At 71.5% G+C, this 22,812-nt stretch carries 22 protein-coding genes; 14 read left to right on the plus strand and 8 right to left on the minus strand.

What is annotated here, in order from left to right; genetic code table 11:
* A partial coding sequence (locus tag ACLD7X_RS08115) for a cation diffusion facilitator family transporter (RefSeq protein ID WP_411423049.1) occupies window positions 1-368 on the minus strand: 368 nt, incomplete at its 3' end.
* A gap of 93 nt (window positions 369-461) precedes the next feature.
* On the opposite strand from ACLD7X_RS08115, the gene ACLD7X_RS08120 reads away from it, so the two are divergent.
* The 6 genes from ACLD7X_RS08120 to ACLD7X_RS08145 all read left to right on the plus strand — a co-directional run bounded on the left by ACLD7X_RS08120 (window position 462) and on the right by ACLD7X_RS08145 (window position 7,164).
* On the plus strand, window positions 462-1,874 hold the full coding sequence (locus ACLD7X_RS08120) for a DUF697 domain-containing protein (RefSeq protein WP_411423050.1): 1,413 nt from the start codon (window positions 462-464) through the stop codon (window positions 1,872-1,874).
* Between the two features lie 251 nt (window positions 1,875-2,125).
* The gene (gene psbA / locus ACLD7X_RS08125; protein WP_411423051.1) at window positions 2,126-3,214 is read left to right on the plus strand and encodes a photosystem II q(b) protein; all 1,089 of its coding nucleotides are present in this window, start codon (window positions 2,126-2,128) and stop codon (window positions 3,212-3,214) included.
* A gap of 238 nt (window positions 3,215-3,452) precedes the next feature.
* On the plus strand, window positions 3,453-4,373 hold the full coding sequence (locus ACLD7X_RS08130; protein ID WP_412006695.1) for a metal ABC transporter substrate-binding protein: 921 nt from the start codon (window positions 3,453-3,455) through the stop codon (window positions 4,371-4,373).
* On the plus strand, window positions 4,370-5,143 hold the full coding sequence (locus ACLD7X_RS08135) for a metal ABC transporter ATP-binding protein (protein WP_411423053.1): 774 nt from the start codon (window positions 4,370-4,372) through the stop codon (window positions 5,141-5,143). The genes ACLD7X_RS08130 and ACLD7X_RS08135 overlap by 4 nt, the downstream gene beginning before the upstream one ends.
* A gap of 18 nt (window positions 5,144-5,161) precedes the next feature.
* Complete coding sequence (locus tag ACLD7X_RS08140) at window positions 5,162-5,983, plus strand: metal ABC transporter permease (protein WP_411423054.1); 822 nt, start codon at window positions 5,162-5,164, stop codon at window positions 5,981-5,983.
* Window positions 5,983-7,164: a DUF4336 domain-containing protein gene (locus ACLD7X_RS08145; protein ID WP_411423055.1), complete on the plus strand. Its 1,182-nt coding sequence runs from the start codon at window positions 5,983-5,985 to the stop codon at window positions 7,162-7,164. The genes ACLD7X_RS08140 and ACLD7X_RS08145 overlap by 1 nt, the downstream gene beginning before the upstream one ends.
* A gap of 22 nt (window positions 7,165-7,186) precedes the next feature.
* Here the strand turns inward: ACLD7X_RS08145 and ACLD7X_RS08150 are convergent, their stop codons facing one another.
* Together ACLD7X_RS08150 and lepB are read right to left on the minus strand one after the other, a co-directional pair.
* Window positions 7,187-7,576 (minus strand): DUF760 domain-containing protein, encoded by a 390-nt coding sequence (locus tag ACLD7X_RS08150; RefSeq protein WP_412006694.1) that lies wholly within the window; start codon window positions 7,574-7,576, stop codon window positions 7,187-7,189.
* 6 nt (window positions 7,577-7,582) lie between these two features.
* A complete protein-coding gene (lepB, locus tag ACLD7X_RS08155) occupies window positions 7,583-8,221 on the minus strand; it encodes a signal peptidase I (protein WP_411423056.1) in 639 nt (212 codons plus the stop codon).
* Window positions 8,222-8,263: 42 nt separating this feature from the next.
* Between lepB and menD the strand changes: the two genes are divergently transcribed.
* The 6 genes from menD to ACLD7X_RS08185 all read left to right on the plus strand — a co-directional run bounded on the left by menD (window position 8,264) and on the right by ACLD7X_RS08185 (window position 15,292).
* The gene (gene menD, locus ACLD7X_RS08160) at window positions 8,264-10,054 is read left to right on the plus strand and encodes a 2-succinyl-5-enolpyruvyl-6-hydroxy-3-cyclohexene-1-carboxylic-acid synthase (RefSeq protein ID WP_411423057.1); all 1,791 of its coding nucleotides are present in this window, start codon (window positions 8,264-8,266) and stop codon (window positions 10,052-10,054) included.
* Window positions 10,051-10,896, plus strand: coding sequence for a 1,4-dihydroxy-2-naphthoyl-CoA synthase (gene menB, locus ACLD7X_RS08165; protein ID WP_411423058.1), 846 nt, complete (start codon window positions 10,051-10,053; stop codon window positions 10,894-10,896). Before menD ends, menB begins: the two co-directional genes overlap by 4 nt.
* A 5-nt stretch (window positions 10,897-10,901) precedes the next feature.
* Window positions 10,902-11,576 carry a L,D-transpeptidase gene (locus ACLD7X_RS08170; RefSeq protein WP_411423059.1) on the plus strand — a complete coding sequence of 225 codons (675 nt, stop codon included), beginning with the start codon at window positions 10,902-10,904 and terminating at the stop codon, window positions 11,574-11,576.
* A 90-nt stretch (window positions 11,577-11,666) separates the two neighbouring features.
* Entirely contained in the window at window positions 11,667-13,139 is a 1,473-nt protein-coding gene (glgA, locus tag ACLD7X_RS08175) for a glycogen synthase GlgA (RefSeq protein WP_411423060.1), read from the plus strand.
* Between the two features lie 9 nt (window positions 13,140-13,148).
* Entirely contained in the window at window positions 13,149-13,883 is a 735-nt protein-coding gene (locus ACLD7X_RS08180; protein WP_411423061.1) for a hypothetical protein, read from the plus strand.
* Complete coding sequence (locus tag ACLD7X_RS08185) at window positions 13,883-15,292, plus strand: UDP-N-acetylmuramoyl-tripeptide--D-alanyl-D-alanine ligase (protein WP_411423062.1); 1,410 nt, start codon at window positions 13,883-13,885, stop codon at window positions 15,290-15,292. Before ACLD7X_RS08180 ends, ACLD7X_RS08185 begins: the two co-directional genes overlap by 1 nt.
* On the opposite strand, the gene glmU is transcribed toward ACLD7X_RS08185, so the two are convergent.
* The 5 genes from glmU to ACLD7X_RS08210 form a co-directional block, all read right to left on the minus strand.
* Window positions 15,289-16,677 carry a bifunctional UDP-N-acetylglucosamine diphosphorylase/glucosamine-1-phosphate N-acetyltransferase GlmU gene (glmU, locus tag ACLD7X_RS08190; RefSeq protein ID WP_411423063.1) on the minus strand — a complete coding sequence of 463 codons (1,389 nt, stop codon included), beginning with the start codon at window positions 16,675-16,677 and terminating at the stop codon, window positions 15,289-15,291. The two genes, ACLD7X_RS08185 and glmU, sit on opposite strands and share 4 nt — an antisense overlap.
* 26 nt (window positions 16,678-16,703) lie before the next feature.
* The gene (locus tag ACLD7X_RS08195; protein WP_411423064.1) at window positions 16,704-17,642 is read right to left on the minus strand and encodes a tRNA (5-methylaminomethyl-2-thiouridine)(34)-methyltransferase MnmD; all 939 of its coding nucleotides are present in this window, start codon (window positions 17,640-17,642) and stop codon (window positions 16,704-16,706) included.
* Complete coding sequence (aroA, locus tag ACLD7X_RS08200) at window positions 17,617-18,942, minus strand: 3-phosphoshikimate 1-carboxyvinyltransferase (RefSeq protein ID WP_411423065.1); 1,326 nt, start codon at window positions 18,940-18,942, stop codon at window positions 17,617-17,619. The genes ACLD7X_RS08195 and aroA overlap by 26 nt, the downstream gene beginning before the upstream one ends.
* An 82-nt stretch (window positions 18,943-19,024) precedes the next feature.
* Complete coding sequence (locus tag ACLD7X_RS08205) at window positions 19,025-19,459, minus strand: Rrf2 family transcriptional regulator (protein WP_411423066.1); 435 nt, start codon at window positions 19,457-19,459, stop codon at window positions 19,025-19,027.
* 12 nt (window positions 19,460-19,471) lie between these two features.
* A complete protein-coding gene (locus ACLD7X_RS08210; protein ID WP_411423067.1) occupies window positions 19,472-21,058 on the minus strand; it encodes a UbiD family decarboxylase in 1,587 nt (528 codons plus the stop codon).
* Window positions 21,059-21,175: 117 nt separating this feature from the next.
* On the opposite strand from ACLD7X_RS08210, the gene ACLD7X_RS08215 reads away from it, so the two are divergent.
* Window positions 21,176-21,931: a 2-phosphosulfolactate phosphatase family protein gene (locus ACLD7X_RS08215; RefSeq protein WP_411423086.1), complete on the plus strand. Its 756-nt coding sequence runs from the start codon at window positions 21,176-21,178 to the stop codon at window positions 21,929-21,931.
* Between the two features lie 61 nt (window positions 21,932-21,992).
* Window positions 21,993-22,811, plus strand: coding sequence for a carbon-nitrogen hydrolase family protein (locus tag ACLD7X_RS08220; protein ID WP_411423068.1), 819 nt, complete (start codon window positions 21,993-21,995; stop codon window positions 22,809-22,811).
* The last annotated feature ends 1 nt before the right edge of the window (window position 22,812 follow it).

A 22,812-nucleotide genomic window follows, 5' to 3' on the forward strand; every position in this document is an offset into this window, starting at 1 on the left:
CCGGCGATGAGCCGCGTCGTGGCGGCCTGCAGGATCTCGACGCCGGCGAACAGCACCAGGGCGGCGCTGGCCAGGGCCCCCACCGTGCGGAATTTCTGGTGCCCGTAGGGATGGTCCCGGTCGGGACGGGGATTGGACAGACCGCCGGCCGCCACCCCCGCCAGGGCGATCAGGGCGTCCAGGCCGCTCTGCAGGGCATCGGCCAGCAGGGCCAGCGATCCGCTCCCCAGGCCCACGGCGAACCTCACGACGCTGATGGCCAGGCTTCCCACCACGCTGGGGGTGAGCTCGCCGCTAAGGCCACCGGTCAGCCCATCGGAACGGACCCGTGACCGGGCGTCCGGCGACCCGGGGCCTGGGCTCGTCACCGCTGGAGCCTGCATCTGCCCCCACGCTATTGGCAATCCGGGTGGGCGTGCAGGGCTGGGTGAGCTAAAGATGCTCAGCGCTTTGGTGCCGCGTTGACGCCGCCGTCCGGCCAGCCCCCGTCCTCCTCTCCAGCCCTGCCGATTCCCGGACGCCTGCTCGCCGCAGGGATCTCCCGCTGGTGGCCCGCCGGCGCGGCCGTCCTGGTCGGCGGTGTGGCCCTCGACGGCCTGGGCCATCTGCTCCACCTCCCCCTGGCCTCCGCCTCCACCGGCGTGCTGGCCCTCGCCGCCGGCTGGTGGTTCCTGCGGCGCCCCCGCCCCCCGGCCGGTCCCCCCCCCACCGATGTGACCGGCTGGCTCCAGCGCCTTGAAGGTCTCCAGGAGCAGTTCCAGGACCTCGACCCCGAGGGCCACGCGGCCTCCCAGCAACGTGCCCTGACCCTGGCGGACCAGCGCCGCCTGCTGGAGCGCGCCGGACTCACCGTGGGAGTGGCGGGCACTTCGGCGATCGCCGAGCCCTGGCAGCAGCAGTTCGCTGAGGCCCTGCGCGGCGCCCAGACCCTCACCCTGCTCTGGGGCAGGCCCCTGCCGAGCTGGAGCGAGGACTGGCAATGGCCCGAACCCTTCGCGGCCTGCGACTTTCTCGTCTATGCCCTGAGCACGCCGCTCTCGGCGGCTGACCTGCGCTGGCTCGAGGCCCTGCCCGCCGCCCTGCCGGTCTGCCTGCTGGTCGATGGCGGCGCCGGCGCCGATCCCACCGGCCTGCGGGCCGAACTGGAAGCCCAACTGGCACGCCGGCCGGACCGGGAGGTGCTGTTCTGGCACCCCGGGCCCGGCAGTCTCGAGCCCCGGCGCACCCTGGAACCCCTGCTCATGCCCCTGGCCGAGCGGCTGAGCCGCGAGGCCGCCCAGCTGCGCCGGCAACGCCAGCTGCGCTGTCTCCAGGGCCTGCACAGCCACTGGCAGGCCGAGCTCGAGGCCATGCGCCGCCGTCGTTTCCAGGGACTGCAGCAACGCACCCAGTGGGTGGTGGCCGCCGCCGTGGTGGCCGCCCCCCTGCCGAGCCTGGATCTGCTCGTGCTCGCGGTGGCCAACGGCCTGATGGTGCAGGAGATGGCCCGCCTCTGGCACTGCTCCTGGACACCCGAGCAGCTGCGGGCGACGGCCACCGAGCTGGCCAAGGCCTCCCTGGCCCTCGGGGTGGTGGAGTGGAGCACCCAGGCCCTGGCCTCCCTGATTCGCTGGCATGGGGCCACCTGGCTGGTCGGCAGTGCCATCCAGGCCCTCAGCGCGGCCTACCTCACCCGCGTGGTCGGCCGTGCCATGGCCGATACCCTGGCCCGTTCCGCCGGCGTCAGTGAGCCGGACCTCGAACGTCTCCGTCGGGAGGCCCCGTTGCTGGTGGCCCAGGCCGCCGATGCCGAGAAGCTGGACTGGGGGGCCTTCCTGCAGCAGGGGCGGCAGTGGCTGGCGACCCAGGCGGCGGTCTCGCCGGCCCGGACCTGAAGGCGTTAGGCCCCCTACCTGGGTTCCAGGTCGTGCTCAAGGGTCGTCTGAATGGACGGCTGAAGGGACGGTGGGCGGCCGCAGTGGCATGTAAAGGAACCTGAAGCTGCTCGACGATTGATGTCCAGACCGTGCCTTCCGGCGCTTTTTACGTAGCGTTTTGTTGGTTCAGCTCAGGCAAGCGGCCTCCCCCGGGAAGCGTCTTTCCTGAATGGGCTCCTGTTCTCATCCTCCTTTCAAGGGCTTCTTCCATGACCACTGCTGCGCGCAGCAGCCGTGCAGAAAGCTGGGAAAGCTTCTGCCAGTGGATCACCTCCACCAACAACCGCATCTATGTCGGTTGGTTCGGTGTGCTGATGATTCCCTGCCTTCTGGCTGCGACCATCTGCTTCATCGTGGCGTTCATCGCCGCTCCCCCTGTCGACATCGACGGCATCCGCGAGCCCGTGGCCGGCTCGTTCCTCTACGGCAACAACATCATCTCCGGTGCTGTGGTGCCCTCCAGCAACGCCATCGGCCTGCACTTCTACCCCATCTGGGAAGCTGCCTCCCTCGATGAGTGGCTGTACAACGGCGGCCCCTACCAGCTGGTGGTCTTCCACTTCCTGATCGGCATTTCCTGTTACCTGGGCCGTCAGTGGGAACTGAGCTACCGCCTCGGCATGCGTCCCTGGATCTGCATCGCCTACAGCGCTCCGCTCTCAGCCGCGTTCGCTGTGTTCCTGGTCTACCCCTTCGGTCAGGGCTCCTTCTCCGACGGCATGCCCCTCGGCATCAGCGGCACCTTCAACTTCATGCTGGTGTTCCAGGCCGAGCACAACATCCTGATGCACCCCTTCCACATGCTGGGCGTGGCCGGTGTGTTCGGAGGCAGCCTCTTCTCGGCCATGCATGGCTCGCTGGTGACCTCCTCGCTGCTGCGGGAGACCACCGAGAGCGAGAGCCAGAACTACGGCTACAAGTTCGGCCAGGAGGAGGAGACCTACAACATCGTGGCTGCCCACGGTTACTTCGGTCGCCTGATCTTCCAATACGCCAGCTTCAACAACAGCCGCAGCCTGCACTTCTTCCTGGCTGCCTGGCCGGTGGTGGGCATCTGGTTCACCGCCCTGGGCGTGAGCACGATGGCGTTCAACCTGAACGGCTTCAACTTCAACCAGTCGATCCTGGATGCCCAGGGCAAGGTGCTGCCCACCTGGGCTGACGTGATCAACCGTGCCAACCTCGGCATGGAAGTGATGCACGAGCGCAACGCCCACAACTTCCCGCTCGACCTGGCGGCCGTGCAGACCACCCCGGTGGCCATGACGGCCCCCATCACCGCCCCGGTGATCGGCTGATCCTCAGCTCCGCTGAAGCTTCGCTGATCAGCACCCCCGTCGACCGCTTCGCCCCCGAATGTCGACGGGTTTCGCAGACCTTCCAGCCCCCGCTTCGGCGGGGGCTTTCGTTTAGCTTTTCGGGATGACCTCGGATCAGGGCCAGCCAGGGCAAACTCTCCGATTCCCTGCCGGTGCCACCCGGTCCCAGTCAGCAGCCGTCCGCAGGCACGCCTCCTCCGGCTCCTCCACGGCGCCCGTGCCTCTGAAGTCCAGGGCGGCCGCCGGGCTTCTGGTGCTCGCCATGGCCCTGGCGGGCTGCCAGCCGCCCCAGTCCAGCCAGCCAGCGGATGGCAGGCCGCTGGTGCTCACCACCTTCACCGTGCTGGCCGACATGGCCCGCCATGTGGCCGGCGACCGCCTCCGGGTGGAATCGATCACCAAGCTGGGGGCCGAGATCCATGGCTATGAGCCCACCCCCAGTGATCTCCAGCGGGTCGCGGATGCCCAGCTGGTGCTCGAGAACGGTTTCGGGGTGGATCAGTGGGCCCGCCGCTTCTATGCCGGCCAGCGGCAGCTCCAGACCGCCACCCTCACCGAGGGCATCACGCCCCTGCCGATCGCGGAGGACGCCTACGCCGGCAGGTCGAACCCCCACGCCTGGATGTCGCCCCGGCTCGCCGAGGTCTACATCGAGAACATCCGCCAGGCCTTCACCCGCCTGGACCCGGCCAGCGCCGACACCTACCGCCGCAACGCCGACGCCTACCGCGCCCAGCTCCGGGAGCTGGACCGGCAGCTGCGCACGGCGCTGGATGCCCTGCCCCCCGGCCAGCGGGTGCTCGCGACCTGCGAGGGGGCGTTCAGTTACCTGGCCCGCGACTACGGACTCACCGAGGCCTACCTCTGGCCGGTGAACGCGGAATCCCAGGTCACACCCCAGCGCATGGCCCGACTGATCGCGCTGGTGCGGGAGCGCCGGGTGCCGGCCGTGTTTTGCGAGAGCACGGTCAGTGCCGAGCCGCAGCAGCAGGTCGCCCGGGAGACCGGCGCCCGCTTCGGGGGGGTGTTCTACGTTGATTCCCTCTCCGGTCCCGGCGGTCCGGCGCCAACCCTGATCGACCTGCAACGCCACAACGTCAGCACCCTCGTGGCTGGACTTCAGGGGTCGGGCTCGTGAGCGTGCTGCCCCCAGCGGCTCCCTCGGACGCGCTCCTGAGCGCCGCCGACCGCATCGTGGTGGAGCACCTCTGCGTCGACTACCACGGCACCGTGGCGCTTCACGATGCCTCCCTGCGGGTGCGCGCCGGCAGCATCTGCGGGCTGGTCGGCATGAACGGGGCCGGCAAGTCGACCCTCTTCAAAGCCCTGATGGGTTTCGTGCGGCCCTCCCGCGGCAGCATCACGATCAATGGGGCGTCCCTGAACCAGGCCCGCCGGGACCAGTCGGTGGCCTATGTGCCCCAGATGGAGAGCGTGGACTGGAACTTCCCGGTCGATGTGGCCAATGTGGTGATGATGGGCCGCTACGGCCGGATGAATCCCCTGCGGATCCCCCGCCCCAGCGACCACCGGGCTGTGCAGGACAGCCTCGAGCGGGTGGATCTCTGGCCCCTGCGGCACCGGCAGATCGGCCAGCTCTCCGGCGGCCAGCGCAAGCGGGCCTTCGTGGCCCGTGCCCTGGCCCAGGGGGCTTCGGTGCTGCTGCTGGATGAACCGTTCAACGGCGTCGACATCCGCACCGAGTGCCTGCTGGTGGATCTGTTCGAGGCGTTCCGCAACGACGGGCGCACCCTGCTGATCTCCACCCATGACATGGCCCATGTGCGGGGCTTCTGTGACCAGGTGGTGCTGATCAACAAGACCGTGCTGGCCTACGGCGAGACCAGTGAGGTCTTCACCGAGGAGAACCTGGCCCGGACCTTCGGCGGTCTCACGGTGGAGGGCTGAATGGAGCCCCTCCTCTGGATGACCGAGCCCCTCCGCCATGAGTTCATGGTGCGGGCCCTGCTGATCAGCATGGTGGTGGGCGTGGTGTGCGGCCTGCTGTCCTGCTTCATGACCCTCAAGGGCTGGGCCCTGATGGGGGATGCGGTCTCCCATGCGGTGATGCCCGGCGTGGTGATCGCCTACGCGCTCGGCCTGCCCTTCGCCCTCGGGGCATTCGTGTTCGGCGTCGGGTCCGTGACCCTGATCGGGGTCATCAAACAGATGACCCGGATCAAGGAGGACACGGTGATCGGCCTGGTGTTCACAGGCTTCTTCGCCCTGGGGCTGACCCTGATCTCCAAGGTGCGCAGCAACCTCGATCTCACCCATATCCTCTTCGGCAACGTGCTGGGAATCAGCGACGCGGACGTGGTGCAGACGCTGCTGATCAGCGCGCTGGTGCTCGTGGTGCTGCTGGTGTTCCGGCGCGACCTGATCCTGTTCTGCTTCGATCCCACCCATGCCCGTTCGATCGGTCTGCGCACGGGCGTGCTGCACTACCTCCTGCTCACGGCGCTCTCCCTGGCCGCGGTCGCCGGACTGCAGACGGTGGGCATCATCCTGGTAGTGGCGATGCTGGTGACACCTGGCGCCACCGCCTATCTGCTCACCGACCGGTTTGACCGCATGAGCTGGATCGCCGTGGCCTCCGCGGTGATCTCCAGCGTGCTGGGCATCTACTGGAGCTACTGGATGGATGCCTCCACCGCCGGCTGCATCGTGCTGGTGCAGACCGGCCTGTTCATGCTCAGCTTCGTGCTGGCCCCCCGCCATGGGCTGCTGGCCCAGGTGCGCCGGTGATGGCCGAGGCGACCGGCCGGAGCCAGTCGTGGCCCTGGTGGCCACTGCTGCCGCTCTACCCCTATGGCCGCCGCCAGACCCTGATCCGGGAACTGATCCCCGCGCAGGTGTGGAGCTTCGAGCAGCTCCAGGGGGTGCTCTATGTGGCCGTGCCGATCCGCATGACGGTGCTGCGGCTCCGCCGGGGCCTGCTGCTCTACGCCCCGGTGGCCCCCACCGTCGAGGTGCGCCGCGCCCTCGCCGATCTCGAGCAGCGCTTCGGCCCGGTGCAGACGATCGTGCTGCCCACCGCCTCGGGCCTGGAGCACAAGGTGGCGGTGCCGGCGATGGCCCGGGCCTTCCCCATGGCCACCGTGTGGGTCACGCCCCGCCAGTGGAGCTTTCCGATGGCGTTGCCGCTGAGCTGGCTCGGCTTCCCGGCCAGGCGCACCCGCGTGCTGTTCGAGCAGGGCGTGCCCCATGCCGAGGAGCTGGACTGGAAAGCCCTCGGCCCGCTGGATCTCGGCCTGGGAACGTTCCTGGAGGTGGCCTGCCTGCATCGCGCCAGCGCCAGTGTGCTGATCACCGATGCCCTGGTGGCCATCGGCAGAGAGCCTCCCGAGCTGTTCGGCGCCGATCCCACCCCCCTGCTGTTCCACGCTCGGGATCGGGGCGATGAGCCCCTGCAGGATGGCCCGGAGAACCGCCGCCGGGGGTGGCAGCGGCTCGTGCTGTTCGCCAGCTACCTGCGCCCCGACCGGCTGGCGGTGCCCCCCTGGGGGGAGGTGCTCAGCCAGGCCCTGGCCCCCGGGCTCCGCTCACTGCGCTGCTATTTCGGCCTCTATCCGTTCCGCTGGCTGCCCGGCTGGCAGGAGGAATTCCAGGCGCTGCTCCCGACACCGTCCGCCCCTCTCCGGGTTGCGCCGGTGCTCGAGCGGCTGGTCTTCCCCCGCTGCCGCTCGGCGCTGCTGGACTGGTTGCGGGCCATGGCCCGCGACTGGGAGATCGGCTGGGTGATCCCGGCCCATTACGAGGCCCCGGTGGCGGTGAGGGCCTCCCAGCTGGCGGACCTGGCCGACAGCCTCGAGGTCGGCACCTGGGCGCCGGACGGGGGCAGCTGGGCCTATCTGGCCGGGATCGATCGGAACCTGCTCAGGCTCGGGGTGGTTCCCCGCTCGCCGGGGGTGCCGCCTCAGTGCTGAGCGACCAGCCGCGTCGGGCGGCTCAGAGCCGCAGTTCGCCCGGATCGGCATCGCGGCAGGGGTCGTCCCCGGCGTCGTCGGTACCGAGCAGGCTGGTTTCCAGCTCCATCCTCTGCTCCATCTGGCGGAGGAAGTACCCCGTCATCATGGCCGAGGCCAGCAGGCCGGCCAGGTTGTCGCGGTTGGTCTGAATCTTGACTTCGAAATGCTCGCCGGGGAGCATGCCCAGCAGGCCCTGGACGTTGTGACGAATGATGTCCTGGATGTCGCCGCTGGCCGAGCGAGCCACCCGCTGCAGCACATCCGGAGACTGCTCCTGAAGGTATTGGATCAGGGAATTGCCGCTGATCGCTTCAGTGTCCGTCGTCAGGAACTCCGGGTTGAACATTTCCGGTGTGCTCCGCGTCACCATCGAACCTTAACCCAGCTGCCGGGAGGCACCAGGGGCGCCCTCGGGGGGGGAGAACCGAATCGCTCCGAACCTGCCCAGGGGCCAGTAGCGCCAGACGGCCGCGCCGATCAGATGCTCCTCCGGCAGGGGACCCCAGAGATGGGAGTCCAGGCTGGCGTTGCGGTTGTCTCCCAGCACCAGCACATGCCCGGTCGGCACCTCGAGCGGTGGCAGGGCATAGTCCATCGGTTCGGCCGCCCAGTCCGCGGCCACGGGCGTGCCGTTGCGCCACAGCCGGCCCTGGCGCACCTCCACCCGGTCACCGGGGCGGGCCACGATCCGCTTGATCAGGGCCGCACGGGGGGAGTAGCCCGCCTCCTGCAGCAGCTGCGGCGGGTGGAACACCACCACGGTGCCCACCGGCAGGGGCCGGTGCAGACGGGTCCGCACCTTCTCCACCAGCACCCGGTCCTGCAGCTGCAGCGTGGGCAGCATCGAGCCCGAGGGGATCCAGCGGGGTTCGACCAGGGCCCAGCGCAGCAGCAGGGCCACGGCCACCCAGGCCAGCAGGGGCAGCAGCTGCCGCCGCAGGTCGGCCAGGCGGGAGGGTGTGCCGGGGGCCGCTGTCCCGGACCCCGGGGCGGCATCGGGCAGGACGTCGGGCAAGGCGGACGGGGAAGATGGTCGCCCCATCCTGCAGGTCCTCGCGTGGATCTGGCCCGCCGCAATCTCGAGGCAGCCCTGCGGCTGCTGCAGGCCCTGATTCGCCAGGGGGCCGGACCGGTGGTGCTCTGCCCCGGCAGCCGTTCCGGCCCCCTGGCCACCGCCGCCGGGATGCTCGAGCGTCGGGGGCTGCGCCTGCTCACGGCCGTGGATGAGCGTTCGGCGGCCTTCCTGGCCCTGGGCTGTTCCCGCGCCGGCGATGGCTGCGCCGCGGTGATCACCACCTCGGGCACCGCCGTGGCGAATCTGCTGCCGGCGGCGGTGGAGGCTGACCTCGGCGGCATCCCCCTGCTGCTGATCAGCGCCGATCGGCCGCAGCGCCTCAAGGGGTGCGGTGCCAACCAGACCGTGAACCAGGAGGCTTTCCTCGCCTGCAGCGTGCGGGCCGTCCTGCAGGGGGATGGACGGGGCCTGGCGGTGATGGCTCCCGAAGCCCTGGATCAGCTCGGGCTGCGGGCCATGGCGGCCACAGCCGCCGGGCCCGCGGCCCCCGCCGGTCCGGTGCACCTCAACCTGCCGCTCGAGGAACCCCTGCATCTCGATGGTCCGGGGCTGCAGGCGGTCGCATCCGGGCTGGCGATGGCCTCCTCCTCCCCCGCCTCAGCTTCGGTCCCAGCTGCCGCATCCGTGCCCATGGCCCGGCCGCCCTGGCCCCGCATCGGGGCCGCCGGGCTGGACCCCGATCAGTCCGGTGTGGTGGTGGCCGGACCCTGGCGGGGGCGCCCCCAGCACTGGCCAGCCTTTCTGGAGGCCCTGCGCCGCTGGCAGGTCCGCAGCGGCTGGCCGGTGCTGGCTGACGGTCTCAGCGGCCTCCGGGGCGCCGCCGGCCTCGCGCTCGTCGGCGGGGCCGATCTCGCCCTCGATCCCGTGCCTGCCGACCTGCTGGTGGGCCAGGTGCTCCGCCTCGGGCCGATGCCCGCCAGCCGCCGCATTCAGCAGTTCCTGCAGGCCTGCGGCGGACACCAGGTGCTGATCAGCGAGCAGGAGCCCCGCCGGCTCGACCCCCTCGGCACCGCAGCGCTGCAGTGGGCCGGGGGGCTGGCCGGCTGGCTCGATCAGCTGCCGCCGGGCTGCCTGGCAGGCCATCCCGGCGCCGGGAGCATGGCCCTGGCCCGCCGCTGGCGGCGGCTGGACCAGGCCGTGCAGCAGTTGCTGGACCGGGAACTGGTGGGGGAGGACTGGGGGGAGCCGGCCCTGGCCCGCCAGCTCAGCCGCCTGCTGCCGGAGGGGGTGCCGCTGGTGATCGCCAACAGCTCCCCGGTGCGGGACTGGGACAGCTTCGCCGTCCCGGGCGGCACGGCGCGCGCCGTGCACGCCTTCCGGGGGGCTTCCGGCATCGACGGCACCCTCTCGCTGGCCTGCGGCGTCGCCGAGGTCCAGGGCCGCGCGGTGCTGCTCACCGGTGACCTGGCCCTGCTGCACGACAGCAATGGCTGGCTCTGGCACGGCCAGCTCGCCGGCCGGCTGGTGGTGGTGCTGATCGACAACGGCGGTGGGGGGATCTTCGAGCAGCTGCCGATCCGGCCCGAGGGCGATGGGCCCCTGGATTTCGAGCGGCTGTTCGCCATGCCCCAGGCCGTCAATCCCGTGGCCCTGGCGGCGGCCCATGGGGTGCCCGCCCGCTCCGTCAGCGGCCCCGCGAGCCTGGCCGCTGACCTGGCCTGGGCCCTGGCGCAGCCGATGGCCCTGCTGCACGTGCCCACCGACCGGCGCCGCGATGCCGCCCGTCGCCAGGCCCTGCGCAGAATGGCCAGCGCCCTGGCCGCTTGCCCATGACCGCTGCCTCCGTGAGCTGGCGCAGCGCCGGCAGCTACGAGGACATCCGCTTCGATCTGTGCGATGAGGGAATCGCCCGGATCACGATCGACCGGCCCCACAAGCGCAACGCCTTCCGGCCGCTGACCGTGCAGGAGCTCTGCGATGCCTTCGCCCGGGTGCGCGACAACCCCCGGATCGGCGTGGTGCTGTTCACCGGAGCGGGTCCCGCCGCCGATGGCGGGTGGGCCTTCTGCGCCGGCGGTGACCAGAGCGTGCGGGGTGACGGGGGCTACGTCGATGCCAGCGGCCTGCCCCGGCTGAACGTGCTCGATCTGCAGCGCCTGATCCGCAGCCTGCCCAAGGTGGTGATCGCCCTGGTGGCGGGGTATGCCATCGGCGGCGGCCAGGTGCTCCACCTGCTCTGTGACCTGTCGATCGCTGCGGAGAACGCCCGCTTCGGCCAGACCGGCCCGAAGGTCGGCAGCTTCGATGGCGGCTTCGGGGCGGGTTACCTGGCCCGGGTGGTGGGCCAGCGCAAGGCCCGGGAGATCTGGTTCCTCTGCCGCCAGTACGGTGCCGACGAGGCCCTGGCGATGGGTCTGGTGAACGCGGTGGTGCCGCTCGAGCAGCTCGAGGCGGAAGGGGTCCGCTGGGCCAGGGAGGTGCTGCAGCACAGCCCGACGGCCATCCGCTGCCTCAAGGCCGCCTTCAATGCCGAGACCGATGGGCTGGCCGGCATCCAGGAACTGGCCGGCCAGGCCACCCACCTCTTCTACCGGACAGCGGAGGGCCAGGAAGGGCGCGACGCCTTCCTGGCGAAGCGGCCTCCCGACTTCTCCGATGCGCCCTGGTTACCCTGAGGGCCTTGAGACGCAGATGTCCGGCCACGGTGGAGAGACGGCAGCAGGCGCCCCTGGGCAGGTCCCTTGGCCTGCTGATCGCCACCGCCCTGGCCGGTGCGGCAGTGCTGCCGGGCAGGGCGCTCTCCGCTGAGCTGGGGGCCCCCGGGCCCCGGGTCCCCTCCACCACGGCTCTGCCCACGGCCAGCTTCTCCACGACCAGCCTGACCACCGCCCCCGTGCCATCCCGGCCCGCCACCGTGGGCCAGCGGGAGCTGGTGCTGGATCGGCGCCGCCGTCACCTGCTGGTGCTGGAGGGCGGACGTGAGCTGCGCCGCTTCCCGGTCGCGGTGGGGCGTCCAGGCTGGGAGACACCGGTGGGCCGCTTCCAGGTGATCGAGCTGGTGGCGAATCCGGTCTGGGAGCACCCGGCGACCGGCCAGCGGGTGCAGCCCGGGCCGGCCAACCCCCTGGGCAGTCGCTGGATCGGCTTCCACCGGGATTGCCAGGGCCGCAGGGGCTTCAACGGTCGCGAGAACCTGGTGGTGGAGGGCTGCGTCAGCGCCGGCTTCCACGGCACCCCCAACCGGGAGACGGTGGGTCAGGCGGCCTCCCACGGCTGCGTGCGCCTCTTCGACGAGCACGTGCGGGAGCTGTTCGCCCTCGTGCAGATGGGGACGCCGGTCACGGTGCTGCCCTGAGGAGCGGCCTGGATGCCAGCTCGGCGTCCATCGCTGGAAGTCAGTCCTGAAGCCCACCCCTAAAGTTGCGCCCACCTCTGGGCGGCCTGGATGCGCGTCTTGTTTGCTGCTGCCGAGTGCGCCCCCCTGATCAAGGTGGGTGGGATGGGGGATGTGGTGGGCTCCCTTCCCCCTGCCCTGGCCCAGCTCGGCCATGACGTGCGGATCGTGATGCCCGGCTACGGCCGGCTCTGGTCACGGCTGACGATCCCGGCCGATCCGGTCTGGCGCGGCCACACGATGGGCAACGATTTCGCCGTCTTCGAGGCCCGCCACCCGACCTCCGGCCTTCCCCTGTACCTGATCGGCCATCCGGTGTTCGACCAGGAACGGATCTACGGCGGCGACGACGAGGACTGGCGGTTCACCTTCTTCGCCAGCGCCACGGCGGAATTCTGCTGGCACCACTGGAAGCCCCAGGTGCTGCACTGCCACGACTGGCACACCGGCATGCTGCCGGTGTGGATGCATCAGGACCCGGAGATCAGCACGGTCTTCACCATCCACAACCTCAAGTACCAGGGCCCCTGGCGCTGGAAGCTCGACCGCATCACCTGGTGCCCCTGGTACATGCAGGGGGACCACACCATGGCGGCGGCCCTCCTCTACGCCGATCGGGTCAACGCGGTGTCGCCCACCTACGCGATGGAGATCCGCACGCCCCAGTACGGCGAGCAGCTCGAGGGCCTGCTGAACTTCATCAGCGGCAAGCTGCGCGGCATCCTCAACGGCATCGACACCGAGGACTGGAACCCCTCCACCGACCCCTGCCTGCCGGCCCGCTTCACCGCCGATGATCTGGCCCCCCGGGCCGGCAACAAGCAGGCCCTGCAGGAACGGTTCGGCCTCACCCCCAATCCCCGCACCTACCTGATGGGGTTGGTGAGCCGCCTGGTGGACCAGAAGGGCGTCGATCTGCTGCTGCAGGTGGCCGATCGGGTGCTGGCCTACACCGACAGCCAGATCGTGGTGCTCGGCACGGGCGACCGGACCTACGAATCGGGGCTGTGGCAGATGGCGGCGCGCCACCCGGGACGTTTTGCGGTGTTTCTCACCTACGACGATGCCCTCTCCCGCCTGATCTACGGGGGCAGTGACGCCTTCCTGATGCCGAGCCGCTTCGAACCCTGCGGCATCAGCCAGATGCTGGCGATGCGCTACGGCTCGGTGCCGGTGGTTCGGCGGGTCGGCGGGCTGGTGGACACCGTCCCCCCCAACGACCCGCTGATGGGCACGGGCACGGGTTACGGCTTCGACCGCTACGAGCCGATCGACTTCTACACCGGGATCGTGCGCTCCTGGGAGGCCTACCGCAACCAGGCGAGCTGGCAGGAGCTGCAGCGCCGGGGCATGACGATGGACTTCAGCTGGGCCCGCTCGGCCCTGGAGTACGACGCGATGTACCGCGATGTCTGCGGGGTGAAGGAACCCACCCCGACGGCCGAGGAGGTGGAGCAGTTCTCCCAGGGGCAGGATGCCGATCCCAGCCGTCGCGGCCTGGCCGCTCTGCTCAAGCGACGCTGAGGCCCGCCGGTGGCTGACCCCGGGGGGCTCCGCGAAGGCCCGGAGCCCAGGGTTGCGGAGCAGAGCACCGAGCTGCCCGCCCCCTGGGTCGATCCCTGGTCCCTGCTCCGGCGCGACCTGGAGGCGGTGCTGGCCAGCACCCGTCTGAAGCTGCAGGAGCTCGGGCGCCGCAACCGCCAGGGTGACCTGCCGCTGCCGGCCTTCTGGCCCGGCTCCTTCGCCAGCTGGTTCTGGCCCCTGGTCCTGGCGCTGGTGCTGCTGCTGGCCGCAGGTCTGCTGCGGCTCGCCTGGCCGGATCCGCAGGCTCCCCCCGCTGCCGCTTCCGGCCCTGCGCCGGCTCCAGCGGTCCAGCCCCCAGGCCCCCTTCCTGTCGCGCCCCTCCCCGCACCGCCAGCTCCGACCTCGCCCCCGCCGACCAGGCCCGAAGCTGCCCAGCCCGATCCGGTCCAGCCCGAGCCCATAGCCGATCCGCTCCTCGAGGGGCTGGAGCCCGAGGCCCCGAGCGGCCTGATCCGCCGTGGGGCCCCCGAGCCGGACCGCGCCCGTCTGCAGCTGGTGCTGGGCTCCGGCTTCGCGGAGCTGCCGCCCGCCGACCAGCAGCGCCGGGCTGAGCGCTGGCTCGAGCGCGCCCGCGGCCTCGGCTACGAAAGGCTCGAGCTGGTGGATGAGCAGGGTCGCCCCCTGGCCCGCTCCGCCCGGGTGGGTTCAGGCATGATCCTGCTGACGCCACCGCCAGCGCCCTGATGCCCCTTCATCTCAGCCAGTTGCAGCCGCTCTGGGGTGAACCGCTGGGGGCCGGCATCGCGGCGTCGGATCCGCCCCTCGCCGCCATCGGCACCGACAGCCGCCGCCCCGTGGCCGGAGGCCTGTTTCTGCCGCTGGTGGGCGAGCGCTTCGATGGCCATGCCTTCCTGGCCGATGCCATCGCCGCCGGCAGCCGTGCCGTGGTGCTGCAGGCGGAGCGGCTCGCACCCGGCCGGCTCGAGGCGCTGCTGGATCAGGCCGGCCGCTGCGGTTGCAGCGTCTGGGTCGTGGCCGACACCCTGCTGGCCTACCAGCAGCTGGCCACGCTCTGGCGCCGGCAGCTGGAGGCGGCGGTGGTCGCGGTGACCGGTTCGGCCGGCAAGACCACCACCCGGGAGCTCATCCGCGTGGCGCTGGCGTCGCTGGGCCCCGTGCTGGCCTCGCGGGGGAACGAGAACAACGACGTAGGGGTGCCGCTTACCCTGCTGCAGGCCGGCCGCGAGCATCGCGCCGTGGTGGTGGAGATGGGGATGCGCGGGCTGGGCGAGATCGAGCGGCTCAGCAGCTGCGCCGGGCCGGACGTGGCCGTGATCACCAACATCGGCACCGCCCATATCGGCCGGCTGGGCAGCCGCGAGGCGATCGCCCAGGCCAAGTGCGAGATCACCCGCTCCCTGGCGCCCGACGGGGTGGTCGTCATTCCGGCCGGCGATCCGCTCCTGGATGGGGCGCTGGCCGGTGGCTGGGCGGGGCGCGTGGTGCGGATCGCCCTGGCTGACGAGCCCGCCGCCCACCAGGCGGACTGGCTTGGCGCGCTCGATGAGACGAACCACACCCTGGTCGTGGATGGGGAGGAGCTGGAGCTCCCCCTCGAGGGCCGCCACCACGCCCGCAACCTGATGCTCGCCCTGGCCGTGGCGCGCGAGCTGGGGGTGGAGCTCACCGCCCTGCGGCAGCTGCAGGTGGAGCTGCCGGGAGGCCGCAGCCGCCGGCTCGACTGTGGTGGCGTGCGGCTGCTCGATGAGACCTACAACGCCTCCCCCGAGGCGGTGCTCGCCTCGCTCGACCTGCTGGCCCGCCAGAACGGGGGCCGACGCTTCGCCGTGCTCGGCACCATGCTCGAGCTTGGCGAGCAGAGCCTCGAGCTCCACCGGGGCGTGGCGCAGCGGGCCGGCGAGCTGGCTCTCGACGGGCTGGTGATCGTCGATGCCGGCGCCGAGGGCGCGGCAATGGAGCAGGCCGCCGCCGGCATGGCCCGCCTGGCCCGGGTCGCGACGCCCGAGCAGGCCGCCGCCGTGCTGCGGGGCTGGCTGGCCCCGGGGGACACGGTGCTGCTGAAGGCGAGCCGTGGGGTTGCCCTGGAGCGGCTGATCCCCCTGCTGCCGACCTCGGCGGTGGGGGCGCTCTAGGGGGCCGGCGGGGGGGCAGGGGTCTCCGGGCGGCCGTTCTGGGGTCCCGACCAGTTCTCCTTCACCAGCTGCCGGGCCCGACCCAGGGCCAGCGCACCCGCCGGCACGTTGCGGGTGAGGGTGGAGCCGGCACCCACCGTCACGTTCTCCCCCAGCTGGATCGGCGCGACCAGCACCGAGTTCGCCCCGGTCTTGCTGCCGGCCCCGATCACGGTGCGGTGCTTGCGCACGCCGTCGTAGTTGGCGGTGATCGTTCCCGCGCCCACGTTGACCCGCTCGCCCAGGTCGGCATCACCGATGTAGCTGAGATGGTTGACCTTCACCCCGCTGGCGAGGCTGCTGTTCTTCACCTCGACGAAGTTGCCCACGTGGCACTGGGCCGCCAGGCGCGATCCCGGACGGATCTGGGCAAAGGGCCCCACCGAGCAGTCCGGCCCCACCTCGGCATCCCGGACCACCGCGTACAGCACCTGCACGCCATCCCCCAGCCGGGCGTCCTCGATCAGCGTGCCCGGCCCGATGCGGCAGCCGCTGCCGATCTCGGCACTGCCGCGGAAGTGGCACTGGGGCTCGACGATCACGTCGCGGCCGAAACGGGTGCCTTCACTGAGGGTGCAGCTGCCGGGATCGACGAAGGTCACCCCCTCCGCCATCCAGTGGCGCCGCAGGCGCTCCTGCAGCACCGCCTCGCAGTGGGCCAGCTGCAGCCGGTCGTTGATCCCGTGGATCTCCTCGCCGTCGGCAACCTCCAGGTGCATGGCCGGGCTGAGCATCGCCACGGTGTCGGTCAGGTAGAGCTCCCCCTGGTCGTTGTCCGTCGAGAGCCTCGGCAGCACCGCCGCCAGGCGCTGCCAGTCGAAGCAGTAGATCCCCGCGTTGATCAGGGGGTTGCGGCGCTGCTCCTCCGAGCAGTCCCGGTGCTCGACGATCGCGCTGACCGACCCGTCGGCGTCGGCGAACACCCGCCCGTAGCCGCTGGGGTCCTCCATCCGGGCGGTGAGCAGGGTCACGGCCGCAGCGCGCTCACGGTGCAGGCGCAGCAGCCGCTCCAGGGTCTCGGGCCGCAGCAGGGGCACATCGCCGTTCAGCACCAGCAGCTCCCCGCTGAAGTCCCGAAGCGGCTCCAGCAGTTGCTGCACGGCGTGTCCCGTGCCGTTCTGGGGTTGCTGGAGCACGTACTCCAGCTCGTCCCAGGCGGCCAGCGACGCCTGGACCCGCTCCGCCTGGTGACCGACGATCAGCAGCTGGCGCTCGGGCTCGAGGTGGCGGCAGCCGGCCAGCACCCGCTCCACCAGGGTGCTGCCCGCCAGAGGTTGGAGCACCTTGGGAAGATCGCTCCTCATGCGCGTGCCCTTCCCGGCGGCCAACACGGCAACGGCGAGCATGGGCGGAGCGGCGGCTGGGGCGGAATCTACGTGGCGTGGCCTGGGCCATCGACGCGGCGGTGCTCCAGGCCCCATCGCCGGCGCCAGCTTCCCGTGGAGGGGGCGCCGCTGCGCGCCTGGGCCCGCTCGCGGCTCGCCAGGATCTCAGCGGCGCTGGCCGCCTGGCTCGGGTCGCGGTAGGGCTCGGCGGCCCGGGTCTGCAGGTGTTCCCGCTCCATGGCCGAGAGGGGACGCAGCCGCCGTGAGGACGGCAGGGGCGATGGGCTGGCGACCGTGCCCTGGCTCCACGCCCGTCCGCCGGCCCCCTCCGGTTGCGCAGGGGCGCGGATGGCGGCCAGATGCAGGCCCGCCTGTGCCAGGGCGTTCCGCACGGCGGCGGCCGAGCAGTAGGTGATCAGCCGCCCCTGCGGCGCCAGCAGCCGTGCCAGGCGCTGCAGGAACTCCGCGGTCCACAGCTCGGGGCAGTGCCGGGGGGAGAAGGCATCCATGAACAGCAGGTGGCAGCGACCGCTGCGGGCCTGCTCCACCTCGGCCAGGTGGCGCCGCGCCTCCCCCCAGAGCATCCGCCCATGCCCCTGGGGGCCCTCCCAGCCGGACCCGCTGCGCAGCTGCTCCAGCACCCTCAGCACCGGCGCCGACCACTGGCGGCGGAAGGCGGGCTGGGCCAGGGCCAGCTCCAGCGGCCGCCGATCCAGCTCCAGACCCCACCAGTCCAGGCTCAGGCCGGCCGGCGGCAGCGCCTCCAGCAGGGCGGCGCTGTTGTAGCCCAGCCCGAAGCAGACATCCACGACCGTCAGCAGTGGCGCGGGATGGGCCGCCAGCTCGGCGGGCTCCACGAAGGTGGTGCGGGCCTCGGTGCGGGCCCCGCGCGGGCTGTGGAATCCCTCGCCAAAGCCGCTGCTGTAGAGGCTGAAACTGCCGTCGGCGCCGGCCTGGGGCTCAAGTGCCGAGCTGCTGGAGGTCATCCCAGAAGCCGGGGTAGGAGACCGCCGCCGCCTCCGGCCGGTGCAGGGTGCTGTCCCCCCGCGCGATCCGGGCCGCCACCGCCAGGCTCATCGCCACGCGGTGGTCGGTCTCGCTGTCCAGTTCGGCCCCATGCAGCTCCACGCCACCGCTGACGGCCATGCCGTCGTCGTATTCGGTGATGCGGGCACCCATGGCCCCCAGCTGGCGGGCCATCACCGTGAGCCGGTCCGTCTCCTTCACCCGCAGCTCGGCGGCATCGCGGATGCGGCTGGTGCCCTCGGCGCAGCAGGCGGCCACCGCCAGCACCGGGATCTCATCCACCAGGCGCGGAATCAGATCCCCGCCGATCTCGAAGGCGCGCAGGGGGCCGTGGCGGACCTGCAGATCCCCCACCGGCTCTCCCGCCACATCCCGCCGGTTGTGAACGCTCACCGCCGCCCCCATCTGCTCCAGCACCTCGAGAATGCCGGTGCGGCTGGGGTTGAGCCCCACGTTCTCCACGGTCAGCTCGGCCCCGGGGGTGATCGCGGCGGCCACCAGCCAGAAGGCGGCGGAACTGATGTCCCCCGGCACCACCACGCTCTGGCCGCTGAGCCGCGACCCGGGGCGCACCCACACGCGGTTGCGCTCCTCCCCCTGCACCTCCAGATCGGCCCCGAAGGCCTTCAGCATCCGCTCGCTGTGGTCGCGGCTCTGGGCCGGCTCGATCACCGTGGTTTCGCCGTTGGCGGTGAGGGCCGCCAGCAGGATGGCGCTCTTGACCTGGGCGGAGGCCACCGGGGTGTGGATCGTGGCGCCGCGCAGCGGCTGGCCCAGCACCGCCAGGGGCGCGAAGTTGCCGCCCTTGCGCCCGTGGATCTGGGCACCCATCTCCCCGAGCGGGGCTCCGACCCGCCGCATCGGCCGTCCCCGCAGCGAGCGGTCGCCGCTGAGCACGAAGTGGCGGCCGCTCCGCCCCGCCAGCAGCCCCAGCATCAGCCGCATGGTCGTGCCGGAGTTGCCGCAGTCCAGCACATCCCCCGGCTCGCTGAGCCCATCGAGTCCCACCCCCTGCACGGTCACGGTGCGGCCGACCTCGATCGCCGACACGCCGACCCCCATGGCCCGCAGACAGGCGGCGGTGCTGAGCGGATCTTCCGCCGGCAGCAGGCCTTCGATCCGGGTCTCCCCTTCCGCGATGGCGCCGAACAGCAGCGCCCGATGGGAAATCGACTTGTCCCCGGGCACCCGCACCGTGCCCCGCAGGGTTCCCCCGGACGGCAGGAGGCGCGGGGTGGACGGGGCGCTGTTCGAAACCATGGGCGAAACCAAGGGGACGTCTCCCAGTCGGTCGATCCTATGGATCGCGCCGGGAGGAGAACAACCGGCAGGACCTGCGCCGCTAGCCCAGCAGCAGCCCGGTGTCACCGTCGCGGCAGGCCTCGGCGCTGCGCAGGTCGTAGAGCAGGTCCTCCAGGCTCAGCTCCTCCAGGGTCTGGCGGATCGAGCGCTGCAGCCGCTGCTCCAGGGCCCGGGTCACCTGATCGGCCGCGGAGGGCGCCGGCGGGGGTGGCGATGGTGCTGCGGGCCCCTCCACCGCCGCCATCACCTCGGCCACCCGGATCTGCCGGGGGGTGCGGGCGAGCCGGTAGCCCCCCAGCCGCCCCCGCCTGGCCTCGAGCGCCCCGGCCCGGCGCAGCCGCAGCAGCAGCTGCTCCAGGCGCGGTTCCGGCAGCTGCTGGGCCAGGGCCAGCTCCCGGGTGGAGCGCCACTGCTGGGGGGCACCGGCCAGCTCCAGCAGGGCCTTGAGGGCATCGGTGGTGCTCTTCTGCAGCATCGCGCCCGTCGCTCAGGGGCGCGCCGAGGCCTGGCTCAGGCGTTCCAGCACGTGCTCCAGGGTGTACCCGAACAGGGCGGGGTCGGGGCTGCCGCTGTCGAGGTCCGCCAGGCCCAGCTCGGCCCAGCGGGCATCCAGGCGGGCCTCCAGTTCGGCCGACCTGGCCAGGGGCTCGCCCCAGGGATGGCGCTTCTCGGGGCCGAGCTTGGTGGTGGCGTCGATGGCCAGCCGCCCGCCGAGGCCCAGGCGCTCGCTGGCGAAGTCCAGGCTGTCGAACGGGGTGTCCGGCAGCACGAACAGATCCCGCTGGGGATCCACCAGGGCACTGATCGCCCAGATCACCTGGCGCGGATCACGGATGTTGATGGCCTTGTCCACCACCACCACGAACTTCGTGTACGTGAACTGGGGCAGCGCCGTCCAGAACGCCATCGCCGCCCGCTTCGCCTGGCCCGGGTAGGCCTTGTCGATGGCGATCACCGCCAGCTTGTAGCTCAGGCCCTCCATCGGCAGGAAGAAATCCACGATCTCGGGGATCTGCTGCCGCAGGATCGGGGTGTAGATGCGGTTGAGGGCGATGGCGAGCATCGCGTCCTCCTTGGGCGGCCGGCCGCTGAAGGTGGTGAAGTAGATCGGGTCGCGCCGCTGGGTGACGCACTGGATGCGCACCAGGGGCGAGGGTTCGACACCGCCGTAGAAGCCCATGTGGTCGCCGAAGGGCCCATCGGCCAGCTCCTCGCCGGGGGTGATCGTGCCCTCCAGCACCACCTCACTGTGGCTGGGCACCTCCAGGTTCACGCTCTTGCACTTCGCCAGCCGCACCCCTTCGCCGGCGTAGATGCCGGCGAACAGCCACTCGCTCAGCTGCACGGGGATCGGCGTGGCGGCCGCCATCACCAGCAGCGGGTGCACGCCGATGGCGATGGCGATCTCCAGCTTCCTGCCCATGGCGGCCGCCTTGCGCAGGTGGCGGGCACCACCGCGCACGCTCAGCCAGTGCACGGTCATGGTGTTCAGCGACTGCTGCTGCAGCCGGTAGACCCCCACGTTCGGCGTGCCGGTCTCGGGGTCCTTGGTGATGACCAGGCCCAGGGTGATGATCCGGCCCGCATCGCCCGGCCAGGGGCGCAGTAGCGGCAGGCTGTCCAGATTCACGCTGTCGCCGCGGAACACCTCCTGGTGGCAGGGGGGCAGCAGATCCAGGTCCGGGCGGGCCTTCACCACGTCCCAGAGCACCCCCCCGAAGCGGGTCGCCTCCCGCAGGCCCTTGGGGGGCCGGGGCTGCTGCAGCATCGCCAGCCGTTCCCCCAGGGCTTCGAGTTCCTCCGGCCGCTCCATGCCCATGCTCCAGAGCACCCGTTCCTGGGTGCCGAGCAGGTTGATCGCCACCGGCATCGGCGAGCCGATCACGTTCTCGAACAGCAGGGCCGGCCCGCCGCTGCTGAGCACGCGATCGGCGATCGCCGCCAGTTCGAGGTCGGGGTCCACCGGTGCTCGGACGCGCCGCAGCTGACCGCGGGCCTCGAGCAACGCCAGGAAACCGCGAAGATCGCGGCGGCTGCGGCGGCCCATGGCGGTGGGGGCCTCGGACTGGGACATCACGGCTGCCGTGCTGGCGCCACTGTGACGCAGGCGCCCACCCAACCGCTGCCGGAACCGCAGCCGAACCGCTGCCGAACCGCTCCCTACGCTGATCTTCCCAGCGCTGCGGCGTCCGTGCAGATCTCCTACTTCCACACCTCGGAATGTGTGCCTGCGGTGCGCTCCCCGGAGGAGGGAGGTCCCGATGCGGCGGTGGTCATCGATGTGCTTCGGGCCACCACGACGATCGCCTGGTCGCTGCAGAACGGCGCCGAGGCCATCGAGGCCTTCGCCGACCTGGCCGCCCTGGATGCGGCGGCCGCCGCCTGGCCCGCCGCACGCACCCTGCGGGCCGGTGAGCGCGGCGGGGAGCGCGTGGAGGGCTACGACCTGGGCAACTCCCCCCTGGCCGTGACGCCGGAGCGGGTGAAGGGCAAGCGCATCTTCATGAGCACCACGAACGGCACCCGCTCGCTCCAGGCTGTGCGCACCGTGCCGCTGCTGCTCACCGCCTGTCTGCCGAACCGCACCGCCGTCGCCCGGCGGCTGGTGCAGGGAGGTGCGGAGCGGGTGTGGATCGTGGGCAGCGGCTGGGAGGGGGACTACTCCCTGGAGGACAGCCTGGCGGCCGGTGCGGTGGCCTCGGCGGCGACGGAACTGGCCGTGGCCCCCCACCGGGGGGTGAGCTTCGGCAACGACGAGATGCTCGCGGCCCTGGCCCTGTGGCAGCAGTGGCACACCGACACGGAGACATGCCTGCGCGCCGCCAGCCATGGCCAGCGGCTGATCGGCCTCGGCGACCACGACTCCGACTTCCGCTGCTGCAGCGCCGTGGACACCCTCACGCTCGTGCCTGTGCAGACCGAGCCGGGGGTCCTGAAGGCGGCCTGAGTCGGGACTGGGTAGGCCTTGGCAGGTCCCCTACAGTTCGCCGGTTGTTTTTTGGCCACTGGTGAGCAGTTTTCTGGCAGCAGCGGTGCAGATCACCAGCACGCCGGACCCGGACGCCAACTTCGCCGCTGCCGAGGAGCAGATCGAACTGGCCGCCCGCCGCGGTGCCGATCTGGTCGGTCTGCCCGAGAACTTCGCCTTCATGGGCGAGGACGCGCTGCGGCTGGAGCTGGCTCCGGCCCTGGCCGGCCGCTGCAGCAGGTTCCTGGTGACCATGGCGCGGCGCTATCAGGTCACCCTGCTCGGCGGTGGCTTCCCGGTGCCGGGTGGGGAGGGCCACACGGTCAACCGGGCCGAGCTGGTGGGCACCGAGGGCCAGCTTCTGGCCCGCTACGACAAGATCCACCTCTTCGACGTGGACCTCCCGGATGGCAACACCTACCGCGAGTCCGCCACCGTGCAGCCAGGCACCGAGCTGCCCCCGGTGGTGGAGGTGCCGGGCCTGGGACGGATCGGTCTCTCGATCTGTTACGACGTGCGCTTCCCGGAGCTCTACCGCCATCTGGCCGGCGCCAGCGCCGACGTGCTGATGGTGCCGGCGGCCTTCACCGCCTTCACCGGCAAGGACCACTGGCAGGTGCTGCTCCAGGCCCGGGCGATCGAGAACACCGCCTACGTGGTGGCTCCGGCCCAGACCGGGCTCCACTACGGCCGCCGCCAGAGCCATGGCCACGCCCTGGTGATCGACCCCTGGGGCACCGTGCTGGCCGATGCGGGCGATGCCCCGGGGCTGGCGGTGGCTCCCATCGACACGAGCCACGTCCAGCGGGTGCGGGCCCAGATGCCGAGCCTGCAGCACCGGCGTCCGGCCCTGTTCTGAT

Source organism: Aphanothece microscopica RSMan92 (assembly GCF_046613545.2).
In the GTDB taxonomy this organism is placed as follows: Bacteria; Cyanobacteriota; Cyanobacteriia; order PCC-6307; family Cyanobiaceae; genus NIES-981.

What these genes read in the sequence shown, in the direction of transcription:
- ACLD7X_RS08195 (WP_411423064.1), bottom strand. Translation starts at nt 17,642, where the DNA reads ATGACCTCCAGCAGCTCGGCACTTGAGCCCCAGGCCGGCGCCGACGGC.
- aroA (WP_411423065.1), bottom strand. Translation starts at nt 18,942, where the DNA reads ATGGTTTCGAACAGCGCCCCGTCCACCCCGCGCCTCCTGCCGTCCGGG.
- glmU (WP_411423063.1), bottom strand. Translation starts at nt 16,677, where the DNA reads ATGCTCGCCGTTGCCGTGTTGGCCGCCGGGAAGGGCACGCGCATGAGG.
- ACLD7X_RS08145 (WP_411423055.1), top strand. Translation starts at nt 5,983, where the DNA reads ATGGCCGAGGCGACCGGCCGGAGCCAGTCGTGGCCCTGGTGGCCACTG.
- psbA (WP_411423051.1), top strand. Translation starts at nt 2,126, where the DNA reads ATGACCACTGCTGCGCGCAGCAGCCGTGCAGAAAGCTGGGAAAGCTTC.
- ACLD7X_RS08205 (WP_411423066.1), bottom strand. Translation starts at nt 19,459, where the DNA reads ATGCTGCAGAAGAGCACCACCGATGCCCTCAAGGCCCTGCTGGAGCTG.
- ACLD7X_RS08210 (WP_411423067.1), bottom strand. Translation starts at nt 21,058, where the DNA reads ATGTCCCAGTCCGAGGCCCCCACCGCCATGGGCCGCCGCAGCCGCCGC.
- ACLD7X_RS08150 (WP_412006694.1), bottom strand. Translation starts at nt 7,576, where the DNA reads ATGGTGACGCGGAGCACACCGGAAATGTTCAACCCGGAGTTCCTGACG.
- ACLD7X_RS08185 (WP_411423062.1), top strand. Translation starts at nt 13,883, where the DNA reads ATGCCCCTTCATCTCAGCCAGTTGCAGCCGCTCTGGGGTGAACCGCTG.
- glgA (WP_411423060.1), top strand. Translation starts at nt 11,667, where the DNA reads ATGCGCGTCTTGTTTGCTGCTGCCGAGTGCGCCCCCCTGATCAAGGTG.
- menB (WP_411423058.1), top strand. Translation starts at nt 10,051, where the DNA reads ATGACCGCTGCCTCCGTGAGCTGGCGCAGCGCCGGCAGCTACGAGGAC.
- ACLD7X_RS08140 (WP_411423054.1), top strand. Translation starts at nt 5,162, where the DNA reads ATGACCGAGCCCCTCCGCCATGAGTTCATGGTGCGGGCCCTGCTGATC.